At 69.2% G+C, this 21,045-nt stretch carries 17 protein-coding genes; 13 read left to right on the forward strand and 4 right to left on the reverse strand.

Translation table 11 applies throughout. The annotated features are described in order from the left end of the window. Nucleotides 1-8: 8 nt before the first annotated feature. A complete protein-coding gene (locus ACFHWS_RS12215; protein ID WP_416555331.1) occupies nucleotides 9-185 on the reverse strand; it encodes a DUF3152 domain-containing protein in 177 nt (58 codons plus the stop codon). Between the two features lie 196 nt (nucleotides 186-381). On the opposite strand from ACFHWS_RS12215, the gene ACFHWS_RS12220 reads away from it, so the two are divergent. The 5 genes from ACFHWS_RS12220 to ACFHWS_RS12240 all read left to right on the forward strand — a co-directional run bounded on the left by ACFHWS_RS12220 (nucleotide 382) and on the right by ACFHWS_RS12240 (nucleotide 6,830). Then, the gene (locus ACFHWS_RS12220) at nucleotides 382-1,284 is read left to right on the forward strand and encodes a nucleoside hydrolase (RefSeq protein ID WP_416555333.1); all 903 of its coding nucleotides are present in this window, start codon (nucleotides 382-384) and stop codon (nucleotides 1,282-1,284) included. Nucleotides 1,285-1,307: 23 nt separating this feature from the next. Then, nucleotides 1,308-3,533: a glycosyl hydrolase family 95 catalytic domain-containing protein gene (locus ACFHWS_RS12225; protein WP_416568204.1), complete on the forward strand. Its 2,226-nt coding sequence runs from the start codon at nucleotides 1,308-1,310 to the stop codon at nucleotides 3,531-3,533. Nucleotides 3,534-3,536: 3 nt separating this feature from the next. Then, a complete protein-coding gene (locus ACFHWS_RS12230; RefSeq protein ID WP_416555337.1) occupies nucleotides 3,537-4,607 on the forward strand; it encodes a FecCD family ABC transporter permease in 1,071 nt (356 codons plus the stop codon). Next, nucleotides 4,604-5,719: a FecCD family ABC transporter permease gene (locus ACFHWS_RS12235; RefSeq protein ID WP_416568205.1), complete on the forward strand. Its 1,116-nt coding sequence runs from the start codon at nucleotides 4,604-4,606 to the stop codon at nucleotides 5,717-5,719. Before ACFHWS_RS12230 ends, ACFHWS_RS12235 begins: the two co-directional genes overlap by 4 nt. A gap of 73 nt (nucleotides 5,720-5,792) precedes the next feature. Next, nucleotides 5,793-6,830 (forward strand): iron-siderophore ABC transporter substrate-binding protein, encoded by a 1,038-nt coding sequence (locus tag ACFHWS_RS12240; RefSeq protein WP_416568206.1) that lies wholly within the window; start codon nucleotides 5,793-5,795, stop codon nucleotides 6,828-6,830. Nucleotides 6,831-6,877: 47 nt separating this feature from the next. Here ACFHWS_RS12240 and ACFHWS_RS12245 read toward each other — a convergent pair whose 3' ends face one another. Next, nucleotides 6,878-8,260 (reverse strand): PQQ-binding-like beta-propeller repeat protein, encoded by a 1,383-nt coding sequence (locus tag ACFHWS_RS12245; protein WP_416568232.1) that lies wholly within the window; start codon nucleotides 8,258-8,260, stop codon nucleotides 6,878-6,880. A gap of 75 nt (nucleotides 8,261-8,335) precedes the next feature. On the opposite strand from ACFHWS_RS12245, the gene ACFHWS_RS12250 reads away from it, so the two are divergent. Together ACFHWS_RS12250 and ACFHWS_RS12255 are read left to right on the forward strand one after the other, a co-directional pair. Continuing rightward, on the forward strand, nucleotides 8,336-9,028 hold the full coding sequence (locus ACFHWS_RS12250; protein ID WP_416555343.1) for a SanA/YdcF family protein: 693 nt from the start codon (nucleotides 8,336-8,338) through the stop codon (nucleotides 9,026-9,028). Nucleotides 9,029-9,165: 137 nt separating this feature from the next. Continuing rightward, nucleotides 9,166-10,308 (forward strand): GDSL-type esterase/lipase family protein, encoded by a 1,143-nt coding sequence (locus ACFHWS_RS12255; protein ID WP_416568207.1) that lies wholly within the window; start codon nucleotides 9,166-9,168, stop codon nucleotides 10,306-10,308. A 91-nt stretch (nucleotides 10,309-10,399) separates the two neighbouring features. Here ACFHWS_RS12255 and ACFHWS_RS12260 read toward each other — a convergent pair whose 3' ends face one another. Next, on the reverse strand, nucleotides 10,400-11,401 hold the full coding sequence (locus ACFHWS_RS12260; protein ID WP_416555347.1) for an acetylxylan esterase: 1,002 nt from the start codon (nucleotides 11,399-11,401) through the stop codon (nucleotides 10,400-10,402). Nucleotides 11,402-11,439: 38 nt separating this feature from the next. Next, nucleotides 11,440-12,432 carry a LacI family DNA-binding transcriptional regulator gene (locus ACFHWS_RS12265; RefSeq protein ID WP_416555446.1) on the reverse strand — a complete coding sequence of 331 codons (993 nt, stop codon included), beginning with the start codon at nucleotides 12,430-12,432 and terminating at the stop codon, nucleotides 11,440-11,442. Between the two features lie 391 nt (nucleotides 12,433-12,823). On the opposite strand from ACFHWS_RS12265, the gene ACFHWS_RS12270 reads away from it, so the two are divergent. The 6 genes from ACFHWS_RS12270 (at nucleotide 12,824) to ACFHWS_RS12295 (ending at nucleotide 20,822) form a co-directional block, all read left to right on the forward strand. Continuing rightward, on the forward strand, nucleotides 12,824-13,822 hold the full coding sequence (locus ACFHWS_RS12270; RefSeq protein ID WP_416555349.1) for an ABC transporter permease: 999 nt from the start codon (nucleotides 12,824-12,826) through the stop codon (nucleotides 13,820-13,822). Next, entirely contained in the window at nucleotides 13,819-14,745 is a 927-nt protein-coding gene (locus ACFHWS_RS12275) for a carbohydrate ABC transporter permease (protein WP_416568208.1), read from the forward strand. Before ACFHWS_RS12270 ends, ACFHWS_RS12275 begins: the two co-directional genes overlap by 4 nt. A gap of 59 nt (nucleotides 14,746-14,804) precedes the next feature. After that, a complete protein-coding gene (locus tag ACFHWS_RS12280) occupies nucleotides 14,805-16,448 on the forward strand; it encodes an extracellular solute-binding protein (RefSeq protein ID WP_416568209.1) in 1,644 nt (547 codons plus the stop codon). A 128-nt stretch (nucleotides 16,449-16,576) separates the two neighbouring features. Then, nucleotides 16,577-18,103, forward strand: a complete 1,527-nt coding sequence (locus ACFHWS_RS12285) for a GH39 family glycosyl hydrolase (RefSeq protein ID WP_416568210.1) — start codon at nucleotides 16,577-16,579, stop codon at nucleotides 18,101-18,103. Then, on the forward strand, nucleotides 18,100-18,789 hold the full coding sequence (locus ACFHWS_RS12290; RefSeq protein WP_416555357.1) for a hypothetical protein: 690 nt from the start codon (nucleotides 18,100-18,102) through the stop codon (nucleotides 18,787-18,789). The genes ACFHWS_RS12285 and ACFHWS_RS12290 overlap by 4 nt, the downstream gene beginning before the upstream one ends. After that, nucleotides 18,786-20,822, forward strand: a complete 2,037-nt coding sequence (locus ACFHWS_RS12295; protein WP_416555359.1) for a beta-galactosidase — start codon at nucleotides 18,786-18,788, stop codon at nucleotides 20,820-20,822. The genes ACFHWS_RS12290 and ACFHWS_RS12295 overlap by 4 nt, the downstream gene beginning before the upstream one ends. Nucleotides 20,823-21,045: the final 223 nt, after the last annotated feature.

Genomic DNA, 21,045 nt, shown 5'->3' on the forward strand with positions numbered 1-21,045 from the left:
CGTGACGGTCAGGACGGCTGCCATGGGCTGCTGACGAACCGGCCCTCCTCGTCGAACGGGTACGGGTTGGGCCGGCAACCGTCCAGATCAGTGGTCTGCAGGCCCATCACCGGAGCCAACTGCCCCGGGCCGGCACAGCCCATGTGATCGAAGCCCAGGAAGTGGCCGATCTCGTGGTTGATCACGCTGGTCTGGTACGGCCGTGGTCAGCCCGACCTGACCGCACACTCCGTCGGTGCCGTCGTCAGCGCCGCCCCCAGCCCCAAGCCTCGTAGCGGCTGACTTCGCCTCGAACGCACCTGATCTCCTCTGCCCCGTTCCGTCCACAACGGCTGCCCCGACCGGGTTACGGTCTGGGCCGCCGGCTGACACTATGTCCAGATGGACTCTCGGCGACATCCACTCACCGTGCCGCGGTCCAAGCGGATCCGGCTGGTGGTCGACAGCGACGCGCGCAATGAGGCCGACGACCAGTACGCGATCGTGCACGCACTGCTCACCCCCCGGTTCGACATGCGCGGGCTGGTCGGCGCGCACTTCGGCGTCCGAAACGGCCTGGACACCGCTGCCGCCAGCGTCGCCGAGATCCACCACCTGCTGGAGCTGATGCGACTGCCGGCTCCGCCGCCGGTAACCGCTGGGGTCAGCCGTCCGCTGCGGGACGCGGTCGGCGGAGCACCCGGGGTCGACCTGATCGTCGCCGAAGCCATGCGCGACGATCCACTGCCGCTGTTCGTGGCCTTTCTCGGGCCGCTGACCGATCTCGCCGCCGCGCTGCGGGTCGAGCCGAGGATCGCCGGGCGGTTGACCGCCGTCTGGATCGGCGGTGGCCCGTACCCGGACGGTGGTGCCGAGTTCAACCTGGGCAACGACGTCGACGCCGCCAACGAGGTGTTCGACTCCGAGGTGGAGCTGTGGCAGATCCCCAACGCGGCGTACGGCATGATGCGGGTCGGTCTCAGCGAACTCGCGGTCCGGGTGGCGCCGCGTGGGCCGGTCGGTGCGTACCTGTTCCGGCAACTCGTCGAACTCAACGACGCGATGGGTGACAATGCGAACTGGCCGGCGGGGGAGTCGTGGGTCCTCGGCGACTCCCCCGCCGTCGGGGTGCTGCTGGACGAGCACTGGATGGATCACCGTCAGGTTCCGGCGCCGATCGTCCTGCCCGATCTGAGTTATCAGCAACGGCAGGATCACTCGCGGACAATCCGGGTCTATCACCGCATAGACTCCCGGTTCGTGCTGGAGGACCTGTACGCGAAGCTGACCCTCGCGTACGGCTGAAGACCTTGACTAAGGTCGATCAAATGCACCGGATCGACGACACGGCGCCCGCGGCGCGCTGGGAAGACGCCTTCCTCACCGGCAACGGCGAGTACGGGCTGATGGTGCACGGCGATCCAACCGCCGAGCGGATCGTGGTCGACCATCACCGGTTCGTGCTACCCAACGGCACCCGCGACCTGCGGCCACCGGAGCTGGCCGGGGCCATCGAGCAGATCCGGGACCTTGTCCTGGCCGGCCGACGGGCCGAGGCCGGCCGGCTGCTCGCCGACGGCCGGCAGCTGGAGTGGACCCAGTCGTTCCACCCCGGCTACGCGCTGACCGTCGACGCGCCGGTTGGTCGGGTCGGCGAACCGGCGCCGCTGCCCGCCGACTACCTGCGTACCACGGACTTCACCACCGGCGAGATCACCGTGCGGTGGGCCGGCGACCGCACCCGGCAAGCCTTCGTCTCCCGCGCGGACCGGGTCGCCGTGGTCCGGCTGGATGCCGGCCCATGCCTGCTCGGCGCGACCGGCGACCTGCCCGGCCGGCCGGCCGACGTCACCTACGACATCACCGCCTACCGGCGCGACGGGCACGCGTTCCTGCGGGTCCGGGGCAGCTATCCGGCCGGCCTCGGGGCGTACGGCTTCGAAGGACTGGCCCTGGTGACCGGCGATACCGAGATCGCCGGCGACCGGATCCTGATTGGCGGGGACGCGCTGGTGCTGACCGCGCTCGACCGCTACGACGCGCCCGGCTGGGGCACCGAGGCGCTGCACGCGCGACTCGCCGGGCTGGCCGGTCAGCAGCCGGACGCCGACTACCAGCGGCTGCTGGCCCGGCACGTCGCCCTGCACCGGCCGATGTACCAGCGGGTCGAGCTGCGGTTGCGGATCGACGAGGCCGACCGGCATCGTCCGATCGGTGAGCTGCTCGACGCCCAGCGCGTCGCCGACGAGCGGCTGCTCCCCACGCTGCTGGAACGGTTGTTCCACGCCGGCCGATACCTGCTGATCAGCTCCAGCGGGGTGCTGCCACCCCGGCTGACCGGGCTCTGGCTAGGTTCCTGGGACGCGGCCTGGGCTGGCGACTTCACCACCGACGCCAACCTGAACCTGCAGTTGGCCGGGGCGAACATCGGCGCGTTGCCGGAGGTGACCGCAGCGCACCGACGGTTGGTCGCCGGCCAGGTCGACCACTGGCGACGCAACGCGCGATCGGTGTACGGCGGCCGTGGCCTGCTCGCGCCGGGGCGTACCGACGGCGAGCACGGGCATCTGTTCCACTTCTGTGACGAGTGGCCCTGGCCGGCCTGGCTGCCCGGCGCGCACTGGCTGCTGTACCCGCTCTGGGAGCACCACCTGGTCACCGGGGAGCCGTTGGGGGAGGTGGCCGGCTGGCTGGTTGAGGCGGCCGAGTTCTTCGAGGATTTTCTGACCCGGGTAGGCGACGACGGCCGGTACGTCATCGTGCCGTCGTTCTCCGCCGAGACCGGTCCGCTGGACGAGCAGGGCGAGCCGGTCTACCTGGCGGTGAACGCCACCATGGACATCGCCGTCGCCCGCCATGCGATGCGGGTCGCGGGCGGCTTGACCGGTACGTCCCGGTGGGCCGACCTGATTGCGCGGTTGCCCGGGTATCTGGTGGACGAGCGGGGCGCGCTGGCCGAGTGGGCCTGGCCCGGTTACCGCGCCGATGACGACCACCGGCATATCAGCCACCTCTACCCGGTCTGGCCGCTGCGCGAGATCACCCTGGACCGCACCCCGGAACTGGCCCGCGCGGCCCGCCGGGCCTTGGCGGTGCGCGGCGACGAGAACCTGTCCGCCCACGGCAGCCTGCACCGGGCGTTGGTCGCCGCCCGGTTGCGCGACGCCGACCTGGCCGTCGCCAACCTGCGGAACATTCTCTGCGCGGACATGTTCTTCCGGTCGTTGATGAGCGCCCACAACCCGGGTCTGCAGACCTACAACGCCGACGCCGTGCACACGTTGCCTGGCGTCCTGATCGAGATGCTGGTCGATTCGTGCCCGGGGTCGCTGCACCTGCTGCCGGCGTGGCCGGGCGAGCTGCCCGGCGGCACGCTGCGCGGGGTGACCTGCCGGGGCCGGGTCACTGTCGAGGAGCTGACCTGGGACGCCACGACGCTAGGGGTCCGGCTCCGCTCGGCGGTCAGCCAACAGGTGACGGTCCGCAGCCCGTACGGTGCGAGGGTGGTGGACCTGCCCGCCGATGAGCCGGTGGAGCTTTCCCTGCATACTTAGGCGATGCTTACCTCACTCCGGGCCGGTCGGGGTGAGCGTGCCGGACGAAATGTGACCCAGGGTGGTCGGACGTTCACGATAGGTCGGCGGCTTGGTGGGCTGCTCGTCGCCGTACTGCTGCTGGCCCTGACCGTCTTCGCCAGCCTCGCCCTCGGATCCCGTGACATCGCGCTGCCGGTGGTGGTCGAGGCGCTGGTCGACCGCGACCCGGCGGTCAACGACCACGTCGTCATCTGGGACCTGCGGCTGCCCCGGACCGTGATCGGGCTGCTCGCCGGTCTCGCGCTCGGCTTGTCCGGCGGGCTCATGCAGGGATTGACCCGAAACCCGATCGCCGACCCCGGCCTGCTCGGCATCAATGCTGGCGCGTCACTTGCCGTCGTCGTCGCGATCACCTGGCTCGGCATCGGCACCACCGCCGGCTACATCTGGTTTGCGTTCGGCGGGGCGACCCTCGCCGCGCTGCTCGTCTACGGCATCGGGTCGATGGGCGGCGACGGCGCGACCCCGGTGAAACTCGCCATCGCCGGCTCGGCGCTCACCGCCGTGCTCACCTCGCTGATCACCCTGGTGCTGCTGACCAACCTGCAGACCCTGGAACGCTACCGGTTCTGGCAGGTCGGCTCGCTGGTCGGGCGGGACCTCGACACCGCCCGTACGGTGCTGCTGTTCATCGCAGTCGGCACCCTGCTGGCGCTGGTCTCCGGCCGGGTGCTCAACGCGCTCAGCCTCGGCGACGACGTCGCCCACGGGCTCGGCCAGCACGTGGTTCGGGACCGGGCGGTCATCATGACCGCGACCGTGCTGCTCTGCGGCTCGGCGACGGCGCTCACCGGACCGATCGTCTTCGTCGGGCTGGTCGTGCCGCACGCCGCCCGTTGGGTGACCGGGCCGGACTACCGGTGGATTCTCGCCTACAGCGCGGTGCTCGGTGCCGCCCTGCTGGTCGCGTCCGACGTGCTCGGTCGGCTGATCGCGCCGCCCGGCGAGGTCGAGGCCGGCCTGGTCGTGGCGTTCCTCGGCGCACCGGTGCTGATCGCCCTGGTCCGCCGCTCTCGATTGGCCAGCGTATGACCGGCACCGATACCCGCGATCCCGACCGGAGCAACGCCGACCGGTACGCCGCCGACCGTACCGCCGATCTCGGGCTTCCCACGCTGAGCCGGTTGCGGCGTCGCCGCCGCCGCCGGGCCACCGTCGTGCTGGCCGGGTTGGCCGGGGTCGTCGCGATCTTTGCCCTGCTCAGCCTCAGTCTCGGCGCCTACCAGATCTCGTTGGACGGGGTGCTCCGCACCTTGATCGGGCAGGGCAGCGGCCGCGACGACTTCATCATCCTCAGTCTGCGGCTGCCCCGACTGGTCGCCGGGATTTTGGCCGGCGCCGCGTTCGGCCTGGCCGGCGGCATCTTCCAGACCCTGTTGCGCAACCCGCTGGCCAGCCCGGACATCATCGGCGTCACCGGCGGGGCCAGCGCCGCCGCAGTGTTCGCACTAGTCACGCTCGGTGCCGGCAGCCTCGGCGTGTCGGTCGCCGCGTTCGTCGGCGCGGCCGGAACGGCGACCGCCGTGTACCTGCTCTCCTGGCGAGACGGGCTGACCGGGTACCGCTTCGTGCTGGTCGGCATCGCCGCCGCGTTCATGGCGCACGGTGTCCTCGGCTACCTGCTGACCCGGGGAGAGGTGCGCGAGGCGCAGACGGCGTTGTCGTGGATGGTCGGCAGCCTGGGCAGCGCCCGCTGGCCGGAGATCGCCGTCCTGGCGACGCTGCTCGGCGTGTTGACCCCGGTGCTGCTGGCGTTGCGTCCGGCACTCGGGCTGCTGCAGTTCGGCGACGACACCGCGACCGGCCTGGGGGTGCGGCTGGAACGCAGCCGGATCAGTCTGCTGGCGATCGCGGTGGCCCTCGCCGCGGTGGCGACCGCAGTGACCGGGCCGATCGCGTTCGTGGCGTTCGTCGCCATGCCGATCGCCCGGCGGATGATGCGCTCCGGGGCCCCGGTGCTGCTACCGGCGGCCCTGATCGGCGTACTCGTGGTGACCGGGGCGGACCTGGTCGCCCAGCACCTGCTGCCCGGCAACATCAAGACCCCGGTCGGCATCGTCACCGCGGTGATCGGCGGGCCGTACCTGCTGTGGTTGCTCGCCACCGCTGGCCGGAATCACGGCTCGGTAACCAGAATTACATAGGCTAGCCAAACCTAACTAAACCGTGGTTGCATGTGCTGACCTTCGCGGACGACCCGCGCTCGTAGGAGAGACAGTGATCAGCAAAAGACTCAGCCGCGTCCTTTTCGCCACCCCACTCGCCCTCACCATCGGCCTGGCCGCGTGCGGTTCCGGTGACGATTCCAGCACCGACGACGCAGCGACCGGTGGTGGCAGCTCGGCCGGCTTCCCAGTGACCATCGAGCACGCCCTCGGCGAGACCACCATCGAAGACACCCCGACCCGGGTGGTCGCCTGGGGCTGGGGCAGCGCCGACGCCGCTATCGCGCTCGACGTGGTGCCGGTGGCCATCCCGTTCCAGAGCTACGGCGGTGACGCCAACGGCGTACTGCCGTGGATCGCCGAGAAGCTCGACGAGACCGGCGCCGAGGTGCCCGCCGTACTGCCGGACGCCCAGGAGCCGCCCTTCGACGAGATCGCCGCCGCCGACCCGGACCTGATCCTCGCCGTCTACTCCGGTATCGATCAGGAACAGTACGACCTGCTCAGCCAGATCGCGCCGACGGTCGCCTACCCGGGTGAGGCGTGGGCCACCCCGTGGCGTGACCTGATCACCACCGTGGGCACCGCGCTCGGCAAGAGCGACGAGGCGCAGACGCTGCTGGACGACATCGACGCGCAGATCGCCGCCAAAGCTGCGGAGAACCCGCAGTTGGCCGGCAAGAGCGTCGCCATGGTCTGGGACTCCGCCGGCACCTTCTACGTCTACAAGGAGGCCGACCCGCGGGTCGAGTTCGCCCTCGACCTTGGGATGACCGGCGCGCCCAGCGTCAACGACCTCGGCACCGACGAGTCGACATTCTACTTCACCATGAGCTACGAGCAGCTCGACCAGCTCACCTCGGATGTGCTGGTGTCATTCGCCACCAGCCAGGAGGAACAGGACGCGTTCCTGTCCTCGCAGGCCGCGCAGACCATGCCGCAGATCCAGTCCGGGGCGGTCGCCTCACTGGTCGGTGCCGAGTTCATCGCCTCGGTGTCGCCGCCCACCGCGTTGTCGGTCACCTGGGGCCTCGACGAGTACGTCGCCGCACTCGCCGAAGCCGCCGACAAGGTCGACGCCGCTTCCTGAACGACCATCCGGCCCGGCCCGGCCCGACCGAGCCGGGTCGGGTCGGGTCAGAACTCGTAGTGCCAGATGCTGATTGCGTCGGCACCCAGCCGGCAGACGATCGTGCCGCGGTCGCCGACACAGCCGCCGACCGGTCCGGGAACGCTACCGATCATGCGCACCGTCTCCGGGCCGGCCGGCGACAGCACCGCGAGCCAGGCCGGTCCGGTCTCGGTCGGCTGCCGGTAGCCGACGAACGTGGCGTCGCCGCGCCCCTCCAACTCGGTCTCCCAGGCGCTCAACGGCAGCAGGGTCCGCCCGGTCCCCGGGTCGATGATCCGCCCGCTGCCCGAACCCGCGTCGGCGCTGGCGTCCGCCGCCGCCGCCGCGGGATATCCACGACCATCGCCGTCTGCTGCGGCGCCGGACCCGCCGTCGGCCGACACGCTGTACGCCACCAGGTAGCTGCCGAAGTCGACCACCAGGTCGGCCGGCACCCGCCAGACCGTGCGGCCGGTCCGCGGGTCGACCGCCTCGATCCGGGTGTCGTCCGGGAAGCAGATCAGCTCGCCGCAACCGGTGATCCGGCCCGGTCCGTAACGCACCGGCCGGTGCCACAGCTGCCGCAACGTCGTCGGGTCGAAGCCGGTGACCCCCAGCTCACCGCCGCGCCACTGGCGCAGCAGCAGCGCGCCGGCCATGCTGTCCGGCCGGGACACCTCACCCAGATCGGCGGTACGCAGCACCGTGCCGTCGCGCCCGTCGCGTACCTGCGCCCAGCCGTCGGTGCCGACCAGCAGCGCCTGCCCGGCGGACCCGGCCAGCACCTCGGTCGGCACGGCCAGGTCGGCCCGCCACAGCTCGTCGCCGGTCGCCACGTCGACCGCCCGCAGCGTCGACGAGGTGGCGCCGGCGTCGTCCGGCTCGTCAATCAACGCGGTACGCCCGTCGTCGGTCAGCACCAGCCCGTCCGGTGCCACCCACCGGGTCTGCCCGGTCTGCGCGTCCAGGACCACCGTGGACCCGGTGCCAGGGCCGGACCTCGGGTCGACCAGCACCACGTCACCGATCCGCCGTACCTGGCGTAGCCGCCAACTCGCCGCGTCGAACGGCACCGTCCACTGCAGCGCGCCGTCCGGTACGCCGTACGCGGACAGCTGCCAGGTGGTCGCCGAGCCCTGCGCGGCGGCCGAGGTGACCAGCAGCCGGTCCCCGGCGAGCACGATGTCGCGGGCCTTCACCTGATGACTGGCGACCTGGACGAGCAGTGGGCCGCTCGGCGGGGCCGCGCCGGCCAGGCCGGCCAGCAGCGCCAGGCCGACGACGGCGGCGAGCGGACGCGCCCGGCCGGCGGCCAGCCGTGTCCGCTGCGGCGACCGCCACCACCGCCGGCCGGCCGGCGGCGACGGTGGTGATTCGGGGTGGCGGGCCAGGCCCAGCTCGATGACCATGCGCTCCACACTCTTTCCTGTCGCGGCCGGTGTCCAGTAGCCGGGCGCGATGTGCCCGTCGACCATAATTACGGCATGGACGACGCCCTGGCTCATCCGTCCCGTCGAACCCGGTGGCTGCGCCGCAAACTGACCCTCTGCGTCGTTGCGGCGGTCGCGGTCGCGCTGCTGGTCACCGGCAGCGGATACTGGGTCCGGGCGTCGGCGGCCGAGCACGTCTACGAGCTGGCCAGCGTGCCGGCCGCGCCGGTCGCCTTGGTCCTCGGGGCGCAGGTCCGGCCGGACGGTACGCCGTCGGAGTTCCTGGCCGGTCGGCTGGAGGTGGCCCGGCGGCTGGTCGAAGCCGACCTGGTCCGGGCGGTGCTGGTCTCCGGCGACCACCGGGAGTGGGACTACGACGAGCCGGGCGCGATGCGGCGTTGGCTGATCGACCGGGGCGTGCCGGCGGATCGGATCGTGCAGGACCATGCCGGACTGGACACCTACGACTCGTGTCTGCGGGCGCACCGTGTCTTCGGCGTGGAGCGGGCAATCGTGGTGACGCAGAGCTTCCACATCGAGCGGGCGGTCACGGTCTGCCGGCGGGTCGGGGTAGACGCGGTCGGCGTCGGCGACGATTCGGTGCGCCGCTTCGAGCGCGCCTGGCGCTGGGGCGCGTTCCGGGAGCGGTTCGCCGCGGTCAAGGCCGCGTACGACGTGCTGGTGGGCCGGGATCCGGCGCTGCCCGGCCCACCCGAGACCAGCCTCGACGAAGCCCTGAGCGACTGACTGCACGGCCTGCGCCACCGTACCGCTCGGCGCAGGCCGCTGTCCGTTCGCCGCCGGGGCTCCGGCGGGTCCCGGCCTGGTCCTCCGACCGGCGTATAGATTGATGTACGTAAATGTCTTTCGGAGGGAGTTCGTTCATGACCTCGACCATCCGTCGATGTACGGCGGCGCTGGCGGCGGCATTGCTGGTCGCCGTCGTGCTTGCGGTCGGCAACGGCGCCAACGCCCAGCCGTCGGCCGCGGTGCGGATCATGCCGCTCGGGGACTCGATCACCGACGGCTACAACATCCCCGGCGGCTACCGCATCGACCTGTGGCAGAAGTTCCAGAGCGGCGGGTACACCGTGGACTTCGTCGGATCCAAGTCCAACGGGCCGGCCAGCCTGCCGGACCGGAACCACCAGGGCCACTCGGGCTGGCGGATCGACCAGATCGACGCCAACATCGTCAACTGGTTGAACGCCTCCGACCCGCAGACGATCCTGCTGCACATCGGCACCAACGACGTCCTGCAGAACCGGGACCTGCCAAACGCGCCGAACCGGCTCGCCGCGCTGATCGACAAGATCACCAGTACCGCACCGGACGCCCACCTGTTCGTGGCCACCATCGTACCGGTCAGCTTCAAAGCCGCCCAGGTCAGCGCATACAACGCGGCGATTCCGCAGATCGTGCAGAGTCGGGCGAACGCTGGCCGTCGAGTGCACCTCGTCGACATGTATCCAGCGCTCACCACGGCCGATCTGGCCGACGGCGTGCATCCGAACGCCACCGGTTACAGCAAGATGGCTACCAAATGGTACGAGGCACTGCTCTCCGTACCTGGAAGCCTGAACCCCGGCATCGGACCGAGCCCGAGCCCGACCACTCCGCCCCCGGCGACCACCCCGCCGCCGCCGACCACCCCGCCCCCGCCGACCACCCCGCCCCCGCCGACCACCCCGCCCCCGCCGACCACCCCGCCCCCGGCGACCACTCCGCCACCGGTTGGTGGCTGCACCGCCACTGTCTCGCTGAACCAGTGGAACGGCGGTTTCGTGGCGACCGTCCGGGTCACCGCCGGCTCGGCCGGACTCACCGGCTGGACCGTCGGGATGACCCTGCCCGGCGGTGCCACGATCACCAACGCATGGAACACCGACCGCAGTGGCAACAGCGGTGCGGTTCAGTTCCGCAACGTCAGTTACAACGGCCGGGTCGGTGCCGGGCAGTCGACCGAGTTCGGCTTCCAGGGCACCGGCAGCGGCTCCGGGATGACCCCGTCCTGCACCGCGAGTTGAGCCACCCGTAGCGGTCCCATCTTTACGGGACGACCGGCAGGTGCCACGGCCGTCGTACGGTCGTGGCACCTGCCGCGTCCGGGTAAGCTGATCAGGTAGCCGAGTGGAACAGTTCGCGCAGCCAGCGCAACTGTCGGCGGACCTGCTCCGCCTCGCCGCCTTCATGGCCGTTGAACGGATACGGATGAATTTCCCGACTTGGCGGCTGCGGGCGTCCATTTTCGGCTCCGTACTGGTTGTACGCGGCGAACACCGTGCTCGGTGGGCAGGTGGTGTCGCGCAGCCCGATGCCGAAATGCGCTGGAGCCACAGCGGTCCGGGCGAATGACACTCCATCGAAGTAGGACAGAGTCCGGCGTACCGCCGGCTCGGCGTCGCGGTGCACGGCGAGATACCGGGCCACATCACCGTACGGCTCGTTGTCAGTGATCTCGATCGCCCGCTGCCAGTGACAGCCGAACGGCGCGCTGCAGATCAGCGCGGCCAGGTCGTCGACCAGGCCGGCGACGGCCAGGGCGAGCCCGCCGCCCTGGCTGTTGCCGGCCGCGATCACCCGGGCCGGGTCGACGCCGGGTAGCGCGCGCACTGCGGTCACCGCGCGGACCGCGTCGGTGATCAGTCGCCGGTAGTAGTAGCCGTCGGGCTCGAGTATCCCGCGGGTCACCGGCCCTGGGCCACCGGCGGCGGCGGGGTGCGGATCCGGCGTGTCCCCGCCGTTGCCGTACTGGTCGCCCTGACCACGGGCATCCATCAGCAGATGCGCGTAACCGGCGACCGGCCAGGTCAGCCGCTCGTGCGGCAGGCCCCGGCCGCGCCCGTAGCCGAGATACTCGACGACCGCCGGCAGTGGGGTGTGTACCCCGGCTGGGCGGGTGTACCAGGCGTTGACCGGATCCCCGCCGAAACCGCGCAGCGTCACCTGCCAGGTGTCCAGCAGACGCAGGTCGGTCGGCTCCGGACGGACATTGATCAGCACTTCGCGGCTGGCGGCGTCGTCCAGGGTCGATTTCCAGAACGTCGCGAAGTCGGCCGGTTTGGCGACAGCTGGGGTGTACGTCCGAAGTTGCGGCAACGGCAGATCAACCGAGGGCATCAGATCTCCTAGGTGGACAAAAATCGGTGGACAGTTGTTCAGACGGGCGAGGGCGGGGCGGTGCTCTCCCGGATCACCAACTCGGTGACCAGGTCGATGCGGCTGGTCGACAACTCGGCACCGCGGGTCAGATCCAGCAGCATCTGCGTGGCGGTGCCGGCCATGTCGCGCAGCGGCTGATTGACGGTGGTCAGCGCGGGTACCGTCCAGGCGGCGACCGGCACGTTGTCGTACCCGATCACCGACAGGTCGTGCGGGACGTCCAGGCCGAGTTGGCGGGCGGCCCGCAGCACGCCCAGCGCCTGCATGTCCGATCCGGCGAAGATCGCGGACGGCCGGTCCGGGCGGTCCAGCAGCGCCATCCCGTGCGCGAAGCCGGCATCGACATAGAAGTCGCCGTGCCTGACGAGGTCGGCCGCGACTGGCAGGCCGGCTTCGTCGTGTGCCGATCGGAATCCGGCGGTACGGGCCTGAGCGCACAGCACGTCCCGTGGTCCGGAGATGATGGCGATCCGCCGGTGTCCGAGCTGCAGCAGGTGCCGGGTGGCGATGAGCCCGCCGTTCCAGTTGTTGGACCCGACAGTCGGCACCGACGCCGACGTGGCGCTGTCGGTGTCGATCACCACGAAGGGGATGAGCTGGCGGGCGAGCAGTTCCTGTTGACGTTCGGTGAGGTGGCACAGGACGAAGAGAACGCCGAGGGGACGACGGGCCACCGTGCTGTCCAGCCACTCCGCCGGTGGGCTGTGCCGGCCGCCCAGCTGAGTCAGGTTGAGGCCGATGCCGGCGGCGCTGGCGATGGTCTCCACTCCTTGGATGATCTCCATAGCCCAGAGCGAGTCGAACTCGTGGAAGACCAGCTCGATCTGGTCGTTGCGGATCGGCGGGCGCCGGGCCCGGCGGCGGTACTGGTGCCGGGCCAGGCTGGCCTCCACCCGGGCCCGGGTCTGTGGCGCCACGTCCGTTCTACCATTGAGAACCTTGGATACAGTGGTGATCGACACGCCGACGTCGTCGGCGATGCTGGCGATGGTTGTCGGGGCTGGCGGATCGGTGGCCGGGGTGGTTGTGGGAGTCGATGGAGCGACGGGGCCCGGCTGGGGCGGCGACGGTATCTCTGTCATCCACATCTCACGTTCAGTTACCGGAACTTTCGGTGCTGAACCTGCTAGTAGGCCAGGGTCAGCGTGTGGCAGGGGTGGTGGTGCGCGGGTCGGCGGCGGCGGCGGTGCGGCTTCAAGTGCGCGCTATGCAGTTGGGAGTCCTGGTTCGGTGACCCTTGACACACCTTGCCGGGGAGTTTAGGTTTCCCGCAAGGTAACGCACATATTTCCGAAAGTTTCGAGGGCTGTGTCCCGCGAGGCGTTCCCTGCTGCCGGCAGGGGGCCGGTGGCGGGCCGGACGTGAGGGGCGGCAACTGGGATGAGTACCCCCAGCACGGTCGATGCGTCGCCGCAGGCGCAGGTGCCCTTGCCGCCGGTCGACGGCCTGCCGCGGCGCGGCCGACGCCGGCCCCGGTCACGTACCTGGCGGCGGGCGCTGCGCCGCGACTGGCAGCTCTACTCGCTGGTCGTCCTGCCGCTGTTGTTCTTCTTGATCTTCCGCTACCTGCCGATGCTGGGAAACGTCATCGCGTTTCGCCGGTTCCAGCCCGGTGGCAGCATCTTCGGTGAGTATTGGGTCGGCCTGCGCTACGTCCGGATGTTTCTCGACGATCCGACGTTCTGGCAGGTCTTTACCAACACCCTGATCCTCGGCACGCTCACTCTGGTGGTGGTGTTTCCGCTGCCGATCGTGCTCGCCCTGCTGCTCAACGAGGTCCGCGCCCGCCGGATGAAGCGGTTCGTCCAGTCGGTGTCCTACCTGCCGCACTTTCTGTCGATCGTGATCGTCGCGGCGATGGTGATGCAGATCCTTTCGGTTGACGGCACGGTCAACTCGATGATCCGGGCGTTCGGCGGTGACGCGATCCCGTTCCTGCAGCAGCCGGGCTGGTTCCGCACCATCTACGTCTCCTCCGAGGTGTGGCAGACGGTCGGCTGGGGGACGATCCTCTACCTTGCCGCCCTCACCACGATCGACGAGGACCTCTACGAGGCCGCCCGGATCGACGGAGCGAACCGGTGGCGACAGACCTGGCACGTGACGCTGCCCGGCATCCGACCCACCATGATCACCTTGTTGATCCTCAACATCGGTACCTTCATGGCGGTCGGCTTCGAGAAGATCCTGTTGCTGTACAATCCGCTGACCTACCCGACCGCCGACGTCATATCGACGTATCTCTACCGGATGGGTGTTGTCTCCAGCAACTTCAGCTACGCCGCCGCTATCGGCCTGTTCGAGGCGTTGATTGGGCTGACCCTGGTGCTGTCGGCGAACCTGATCGCCCGTCGCGCAGTAGGAACGAGCCTGTGGTGACCATCGACTCCCCCCGCAAGCTGTTGCACTCGATCCGCCGTCGGCCCCGCCGACCCGACGACACCCGGGGCTACCGGATCTTCCAAGCGGCCAACGGGATCATCCTCACCGGCGTCGTGATCGTTACGCTCTACCCGTTCGTCAACATCATCGCCCGTTCGCTCAGCGACGAGGGTTACATCCGGTCCGGCCAGGTCAACATCATCCCGCGTGGGTTCAACTTGGACACCTACCGGCTGGTCATATCCGACTCGATGTTCTGGATCAACTACCGTAACACCGTCGTCTACACGGTCACCGCCACGGTCATTTCGATCGTGCTCACCACCTGCTACGCCTATGTGCTGTCGAAGAAGGATCTCAAGGGTCGCGGCATGCTGGTCGGCATCGCGGTCTTCACCATGTTCTTTTCCGGTGGTTTGATTCCAAACTATGTGTTGATCACCAGCCTTGGGCTCAAGAACAGCATTTGGGCGATCGTGCTGCCAAATGCCGTCAGTGTGTTCAATCTGCTGGTGATGAAGGCCTTCTTTGAGAGTCTGCCAACCGACCTGGAGGAGGCCGCCGCCGTCGACGGTCTCAGCACGTACGGCATCCTCTGGCGCATCGTGATCCCACTGTCCAAGGCGATCATGGCGACGATGGTGCTATTTTACTCGGTCTCGTTCTGGAATTCCTGGTTTTCCGCGTTTCTCTACATGGACCGCTCCGAGCTTTTCCCGGTGACCGTCTACCTGCGCAACCTGATTGCTGGCGCAACTACCGCGACCTCGGCCGGGAGTAGCAGCGACAACCTCGCCCAGGCGGCCGCGAACATTCAGGCCGTGACCATCATCCTCACCGTACTGCCGATCGTTATGGTTTACCCGTTCATTCAGCGCTACTTTGTGACCGGCATCATGCTCGGTGCGGTCAAGGGGTAGCGCTGCGGTCAGGTCCGCCCCATTCAAGTGAATGCCTTCCGCACACGAGAGGAAACCCGATGATTCATCGATCCCGGCACCGCTTTGCGGCGGTCGCCGCCGGTGTTCTCGCGCTTTCGTTCGGTGTCGTCGCCTGTGGCAGCGACGACGACACCGATCCAGAGAACCTGGATGGCAACAGGGTCGGCGCGATGGAGAGCTACGACGTCGGTGACCAGTTCAAGGCAACCGAGCCCCTGACGTTCTCGATGCTCTACAACAATCACCCCAACTACCCGATCGACAAGGACTGGTTGTTCTGGGATGAGCTGACCGAACGCACCGGGGTGACCATCGACGCCGTCGAGGTGCCGCTCAGTGACTACGAGCAAAAACGCAGTCTGCTGATCGGCGCCGGTGATGCCCCTATGATCATCCCGAAGACGTACCCCGGTCAGGAGTCAGCATTCGTCTCCAGCGGTGCCATCCTACCGGTCAGCGACTATCTCGACCTGATGCCGCACTTCCAGGACAAGGTCGCCAAGTGGAATCTGCAGGGTGACATCGACTCGCTGCGGCAGGAGGACGGCAACTTCTACGTCCTGCCGGGCCTGCACGAGGACGTGTGGACCGACTACACCATCGCGATACGCACCGACATCCTCGCCGAACTCGGCCTGGAGACCCCGTCCACCTGGGACGAGGTGCGCGACATGCTGGCCGCGATGAAGCAGGCATACCCGGACAGCTACCCGCTGTCGGACCGGTTCAACATCCCCACGCCACTCGGCTCGCTGCTTAGCATTCTCGCCCAAGCCTACGAGACCGCGGCTGGCTGGGGCTACCAGAACGCGACCTGGGACCGCGACGCTGAGGAGTTCGTCTTTACCGGAAGCATGCCAGGGTACCGGGCCATGCTGGAGTACTTGCACTCCTTGGTCGAGGACGGCCTGCTCGACCCGGAGAGCCCGACCCAGGACGACGACAGGGCGATCCAGAAGCTCGCCAACGGCAAGTCGTTCGTCATCAGCACCAACGCGCAAACACTGGTCAACGACTACCGGCCGGCGTTGGCAAAGAGCAACCCGAGCGCGACGATCGCCAAGATCCCGGTACCGTCCGGTCCGGCCGGTTCGGTCAAGGCCGGCACCCGGCTGGAGAACGGCATCATGATCTCCACTGAGGCACGGCAGAGTGAGAACTTCGTCGCGATGATGCAGTTCATCGACTGGCTCTGGTACTCCGACGAGGGCCAGGAGTTCGCCAAGTGGGGCGTCGAAGGGGTCACCTACACCAAGGACGCCGACGGTGGGTGGGTGCTCGACCCCGACATCGACTTCGTCGGCATCAACCCGGATGCCAGCAAGCACCTGCAGAAGGACTTCGGCTTCAGTAACGGGGTCTTCGCGTACGGCGGCAAGACCGAACTGCTGCAGTCGACGTTCTCCGCTGAGGAGCTGGAGTTCCAGCAGGCACAGGGGCAAAAGGAAACCTTGCCGGTGTCCCCGCCGCGGCCGTTCAGCGAGGAGGAACGGGAACAGGCCACCCTGTGGGAGACCCCGCTGAAGGACTACGTCCAGCAGCAGACCCTGCAGTTCATCCTCGGCCAGCGCGATCTCGCCGAGTGGGACACCTACGTCGAGGAGCTGAACGCTAAGAACGCCCAGCAGTACATCGACATGGTCAATGGAGCGTACGAACGTTACCAGGAGAAGTACGGCTGACCTACCGGGTACGGTCGCGTTCGTGGCAGGAACGCGGCTGGCAACGGCCGGCGCCGGCCCGAAATCCACCTTGCCCTGGCCGGCGTCGACCGGCGCCACCTGCGCCGACGCTCGACAAAGGAGACGGTATGAGCCGGATCATCGTACCCGACCAGCCCACCAGAGCGCTCTCGGAGGCCTGGCGTGCGTGTATCGGTACCGGGCGGTTCGACCTCGCACTGCACCGTGACTATCAGAACTCGCTTTCCCTGCTTCAGCGGGACATCGGCTTCCGGTACATCCGTGGGCACGGGCTGCTGAGCGACGGCACGGGCATCTACCGACCGTACACCCATGCCGGCCGAGAGGAGGTACGGTACTCGTTCACGTACGCCGACCAGGTCGTCGATGCGTACCTGGAACTCGGCCTGGCGCCCTTCGTCGAACTTGGCTTCATGCCCACCGAGCTGGCCTCTGGTGACCAGACCGTCTTTTGGTGGCGGGGCAACGTCACCCCGCCCCGCTCCGAATCCGGTTGGGCCGACTTGGTCCGCGCCACCGTGCGTAACCTGGTCGACCGGTACGGCCTGGAGCAGGTGCGGAACTGGCCGATCGAGGTGTGGAACGAACCCAACCTGACCTCCTTCTGGCGTGGCGCCGACCGGGCCGCCTACCACCGGCTGTACGAACTGGCCGCCCACGCGGTCAAGGACGTCGACGCCAGCCTGCAGGTCGGCGGACCGGCGATCTCCCCCGGCGCCGACGAGTGGCTGGCACCGTTCGCCGAATTCGTCACCGACCGCGACGTGCCGGTCGACTTCGTCAGCCGGCACGCGTACACCTCGGGGCCAGCCCAGCACGTGCCGTTCGGTACCCACCAGACCCTGCGGCCAGCGGACCACCTGCTGGAACAGTTCGCCAGCCCGCGCAGGAACCTGGCCGGCACCGCGTTGGCCGACCTGCCGGTGCACATCACCGAGTTCAACTCCTCCTACCGGCCGGACAACCCGATCCACGACACCGCGTTCCACGCCGCGTACCTGGCCCCGGTCGTCGCGGCCGGTGGCGACCTGGTCGACTCGTTCTCCTACTGGACGTTCAGCGACGTCTTCGAGGAGGTCGGGATTCCGACCGCGATCTTCCACGGCGGCTTCGGTCTGCTCACCCACCGGCAGATCAGGAAACCCACCTACCATCTGTACGCGTTCATGGCCCGGATGGGCCGTCAGGTGCTCGCCCGGGGCACCGACCACCTGGTCACCCGCGACGACGACACCGGCCGGGTCACCGTGCTGGCCTGGGCGCCGGTCGACGTCACCGACGTCGCGGCCTCCCCGGACCGGCACGTCGTCTCGCTGTCGGTCCCGGTCACCGCACCGGCCGGCTCGGCGTTCCTGCTGCGCTCGTCGGTCAGCGACGAAGCCGGCAACGCCTGGCGGGCCTGGTGCGAGCTCGGCCGCCCTCGATCACCCCGGCCGGCGCAACTCGACGCGCTGCGTACCGCCGCCGAACCGGCCCGCAGTCACCGCGCGCTGCCGGTCGTCGATGGCCGGGTAGACATCGACCTGACCCTGGCGCGGCACGAGGTCACTCTGGTTGAGATCACCCAGGTGGTCGACGAGACCCCGCCGTGGTGCGACGACCGGCGACTGCTCGGCGGAAACGGTTCATCGTGAACGACCTCGCCGCCGCGCAACGGCAGTTCGGCACCGGGCCGCTGTCGCGGGTCGCGGCGATCGTCTACCGGCTGACCGTCGTCGAGCTGCTGCTGCTCGCCGGCGTACTGCCCGGTCTGGTGCCGGCGCTGCTGCTGGCCCGCGACGCCAGCAACATCCCGCTCTACGCCGCCTGCGCCGTCCCGGTCGGCCCGGCGCTGTCCGCCGCTTTGTACGCCGTCGCCTGGCACCGCCCCGACATCACCGACCTGACCCCGGCCGTCGACTTCCGGCGCGGCTACCGGGCCAACCTCGGCGGGGTGCTGCGGATCTGGCTGCCGCTGCTGGCCGGGCTGACCCTTGTCGCGGTCAACCTGGCCTACTTCGACGCGGCCGGGGTGCCGCGCTGGTGGGCAGCGTTGCTGGTCCTCGTTGCGGTCGCGGCGACTGTCTGGGGCGGCACCGCGTTGGTGATCACCTCGCTGTTCGCGTTCCGCGCCCGCGACGTGGCCCGGCTCGCCGCGCACTTCCTGACCCGTACGCCCGGCACCTCCCTCGGTGTGCTGGCGCTCGGGGTCGTGGCGGCCGGGATCACCGCGTACACCTCGGAGGCAGTGCTGGCGCTGACCGGCTCGGTGCTGGCGTTGCTGCTGCTGCGCACCAGCCGACCGATGATCACGGCGATCGAGAAGGAGTTCACCAGGTGACGCTGCCCGACGTCGCGAAGATTCCGTACGGCGGGGACTACAACCCGGAGCAGTGGCCCGAGGACGTCTGGAAGGACGACTACCGGCTGTTCGACGCGGCGCGGATCGACACCGTCACCGTCGGCGTCTTCACCTGGGGCCTGACCCAGCCCGGTCCCGGCGTCTACGACTTCTCCACCCTGGACCGCATCGTCGAGCGGGCAGTCGTCGAGGGCCGGCAGATCTGCCTGGCCACCGGTACCGGCGCGCATCCGGCCTGGATGGCCCGCGCCCACCCCGACGTGACCCGCGTCGACTTCTCCGGCCGCCGGCACCGGTTCGGCCAACGGCACAACTCCTGCCCCAACTCGTCGACGTACCGCCGACTCGCCACGGAGCTGGCCCGGCGCGTCGCGCAACGTTACGCGCGTACCCCTGGCCTGGTCGCCTGGCACGTCAACAACGAGTACGGCGGCGCCTGCTACTGCGAGCTGTGTGCCGCCAACTTCCGGCTCTGGCTGCGCGAGCGGTACGGCAGCCTCGACGCGCTCAACGCCGCCTGGTACACCACCTTCTGGTCGCACACCTTCACCGAGTGGGGGCAGATCGAGCCGCCGTCGGCTTTGACCGAACACTGGCGCGGGCCCGACCACACCGCGTTTCAGGGCATCACCCTCGACTACCTGCGGTTCATGTCGGACGCGATGCTGGCCAACTTCGTTGACGAGAAGGCGGCGATCCGCGAGTCCAGCCCGGACACTCCGGTGACCACCAACTTCATGGGCATGTACCGGCCGATCGACTACCACCGCTGGGCCGAGCATCTTGACTTCGCCTCCTGGGACAACTACCCACCCGACGACCGGTCGGCGGCCCGGATGGCGCTCACCCACGACCTGATCCGCGGGTTGAAAGGCGGCCACCCGTTCTGGCTGATGGAGCAGACCCCGAGCGTCACCGCCTGCCGCGATGTCAACCCGCTGAAACGGCCCGGCGTCCTGCGGCTGTGGAGCTGGCAGGCGGTGGCGCACGGCGCCGACGCGGTGCTGTTCTTCCAGATGCGCGCCGGTCGGGGAGCCAGCGAGAAGTACCACGGGGCGGTCATCGGCCACGCGGGCCGATCCGACACTCGGGTCTTCACCGAGGTCGCCGAGCTGGGTGCGGAGCTGGCGCGGCTCGGCGGCGTAACGCTCGGCGCCCGCACCCCGGCCCGGGTGGCGGTGCTGTTCGACTGGGAGAGCTGGTGGGCGCTGGAGATCTCCGACGGCCCGTCCCGGCTGGTCCGTTACCAGCAGGTGGTGCTCGCCTATCACCGGGCACTGTGGGACGCCGGGATCGACGTCGACGTCGTCCCGGTCACCGCCGACCTGACCGGCTACGACGTGGTGCTCGCGCCGGCACTGCACATGGTCAAGGACGACCTCGCGGCCCGTTTGGAGGGGGTCGCCCAGCGGGGCGGCACCGTGCTGGCAACGTACCTGTCCGGGCGGGTCGACGACAACGATCAGGCGTTCCTGGCCGATGTGCCGGGGCCGCTGGCCCCACTGATGGGGATCCGGATCGACGAGTGGGACGCCCGGGACGCCGACGTGGTCAACCCGGTCACCATGACCCTCGACGGTGCCCGGTCGGTCGTTTCCGCCGCCACGCTGCTGTTCGAGCTGGTCATCCCACAGGGCGCCGAGGTGATCGGCACATACCAGGCAGACTTCTACGCCGGGACCCCGGCGGTCACCCGCAACCGGTTCGGCGCCGGTGAAGGGTGGTACGTCGCCGCCGGGCTCGACCAGGCGGGTGTGACCTGGGTGGTACGCCGGATCCTGGACCGGCACGGACTGCTCGGCCCGTACGCGCACGTGCCGGACCTGGAGTCGGCGGTACGGGTCGCGCCGGACGGCACCCGGATCCGGTTCCTGCTCAACCACGGTGAGGAGCCGGTCGAGCTGCCGGCCTGCGCCGCCGGGGTCGACCTGCTGACCGGGGAACGGGTCACCGCCGGTGCGCCGCTGCGCCTGGACCGGTACGGCGTACTCGTGCTCCGCGAGGACGCCTGACGCCGCGTCGTCGTCCGTCGGGGACGTCGTGTCACGCGGCGGGTCGAAGGTGGTGCACCCTATCGCGCCAGCTAGGGTGCACCACCCTCAGCCCGCCGCGCCGACACGATGATCCAGAACCGGTGTACGCCGGACGGGTGACGTGTGCCTGAGGGACCTGAGCGGCGCCTGACCAGTGGCAAGGTCGGTGCGGTGGCCGGGGCGGAACCGACCGGCTGATCCG

Source organism: Micromonospora sp. LOL_013 (assembly GCF_048060315.1).
GTDB lineage: Bacteria > Actinomycetota > Actinomycetes > Mycobacteriales > Micromonosporaceae > Micromonospora_E.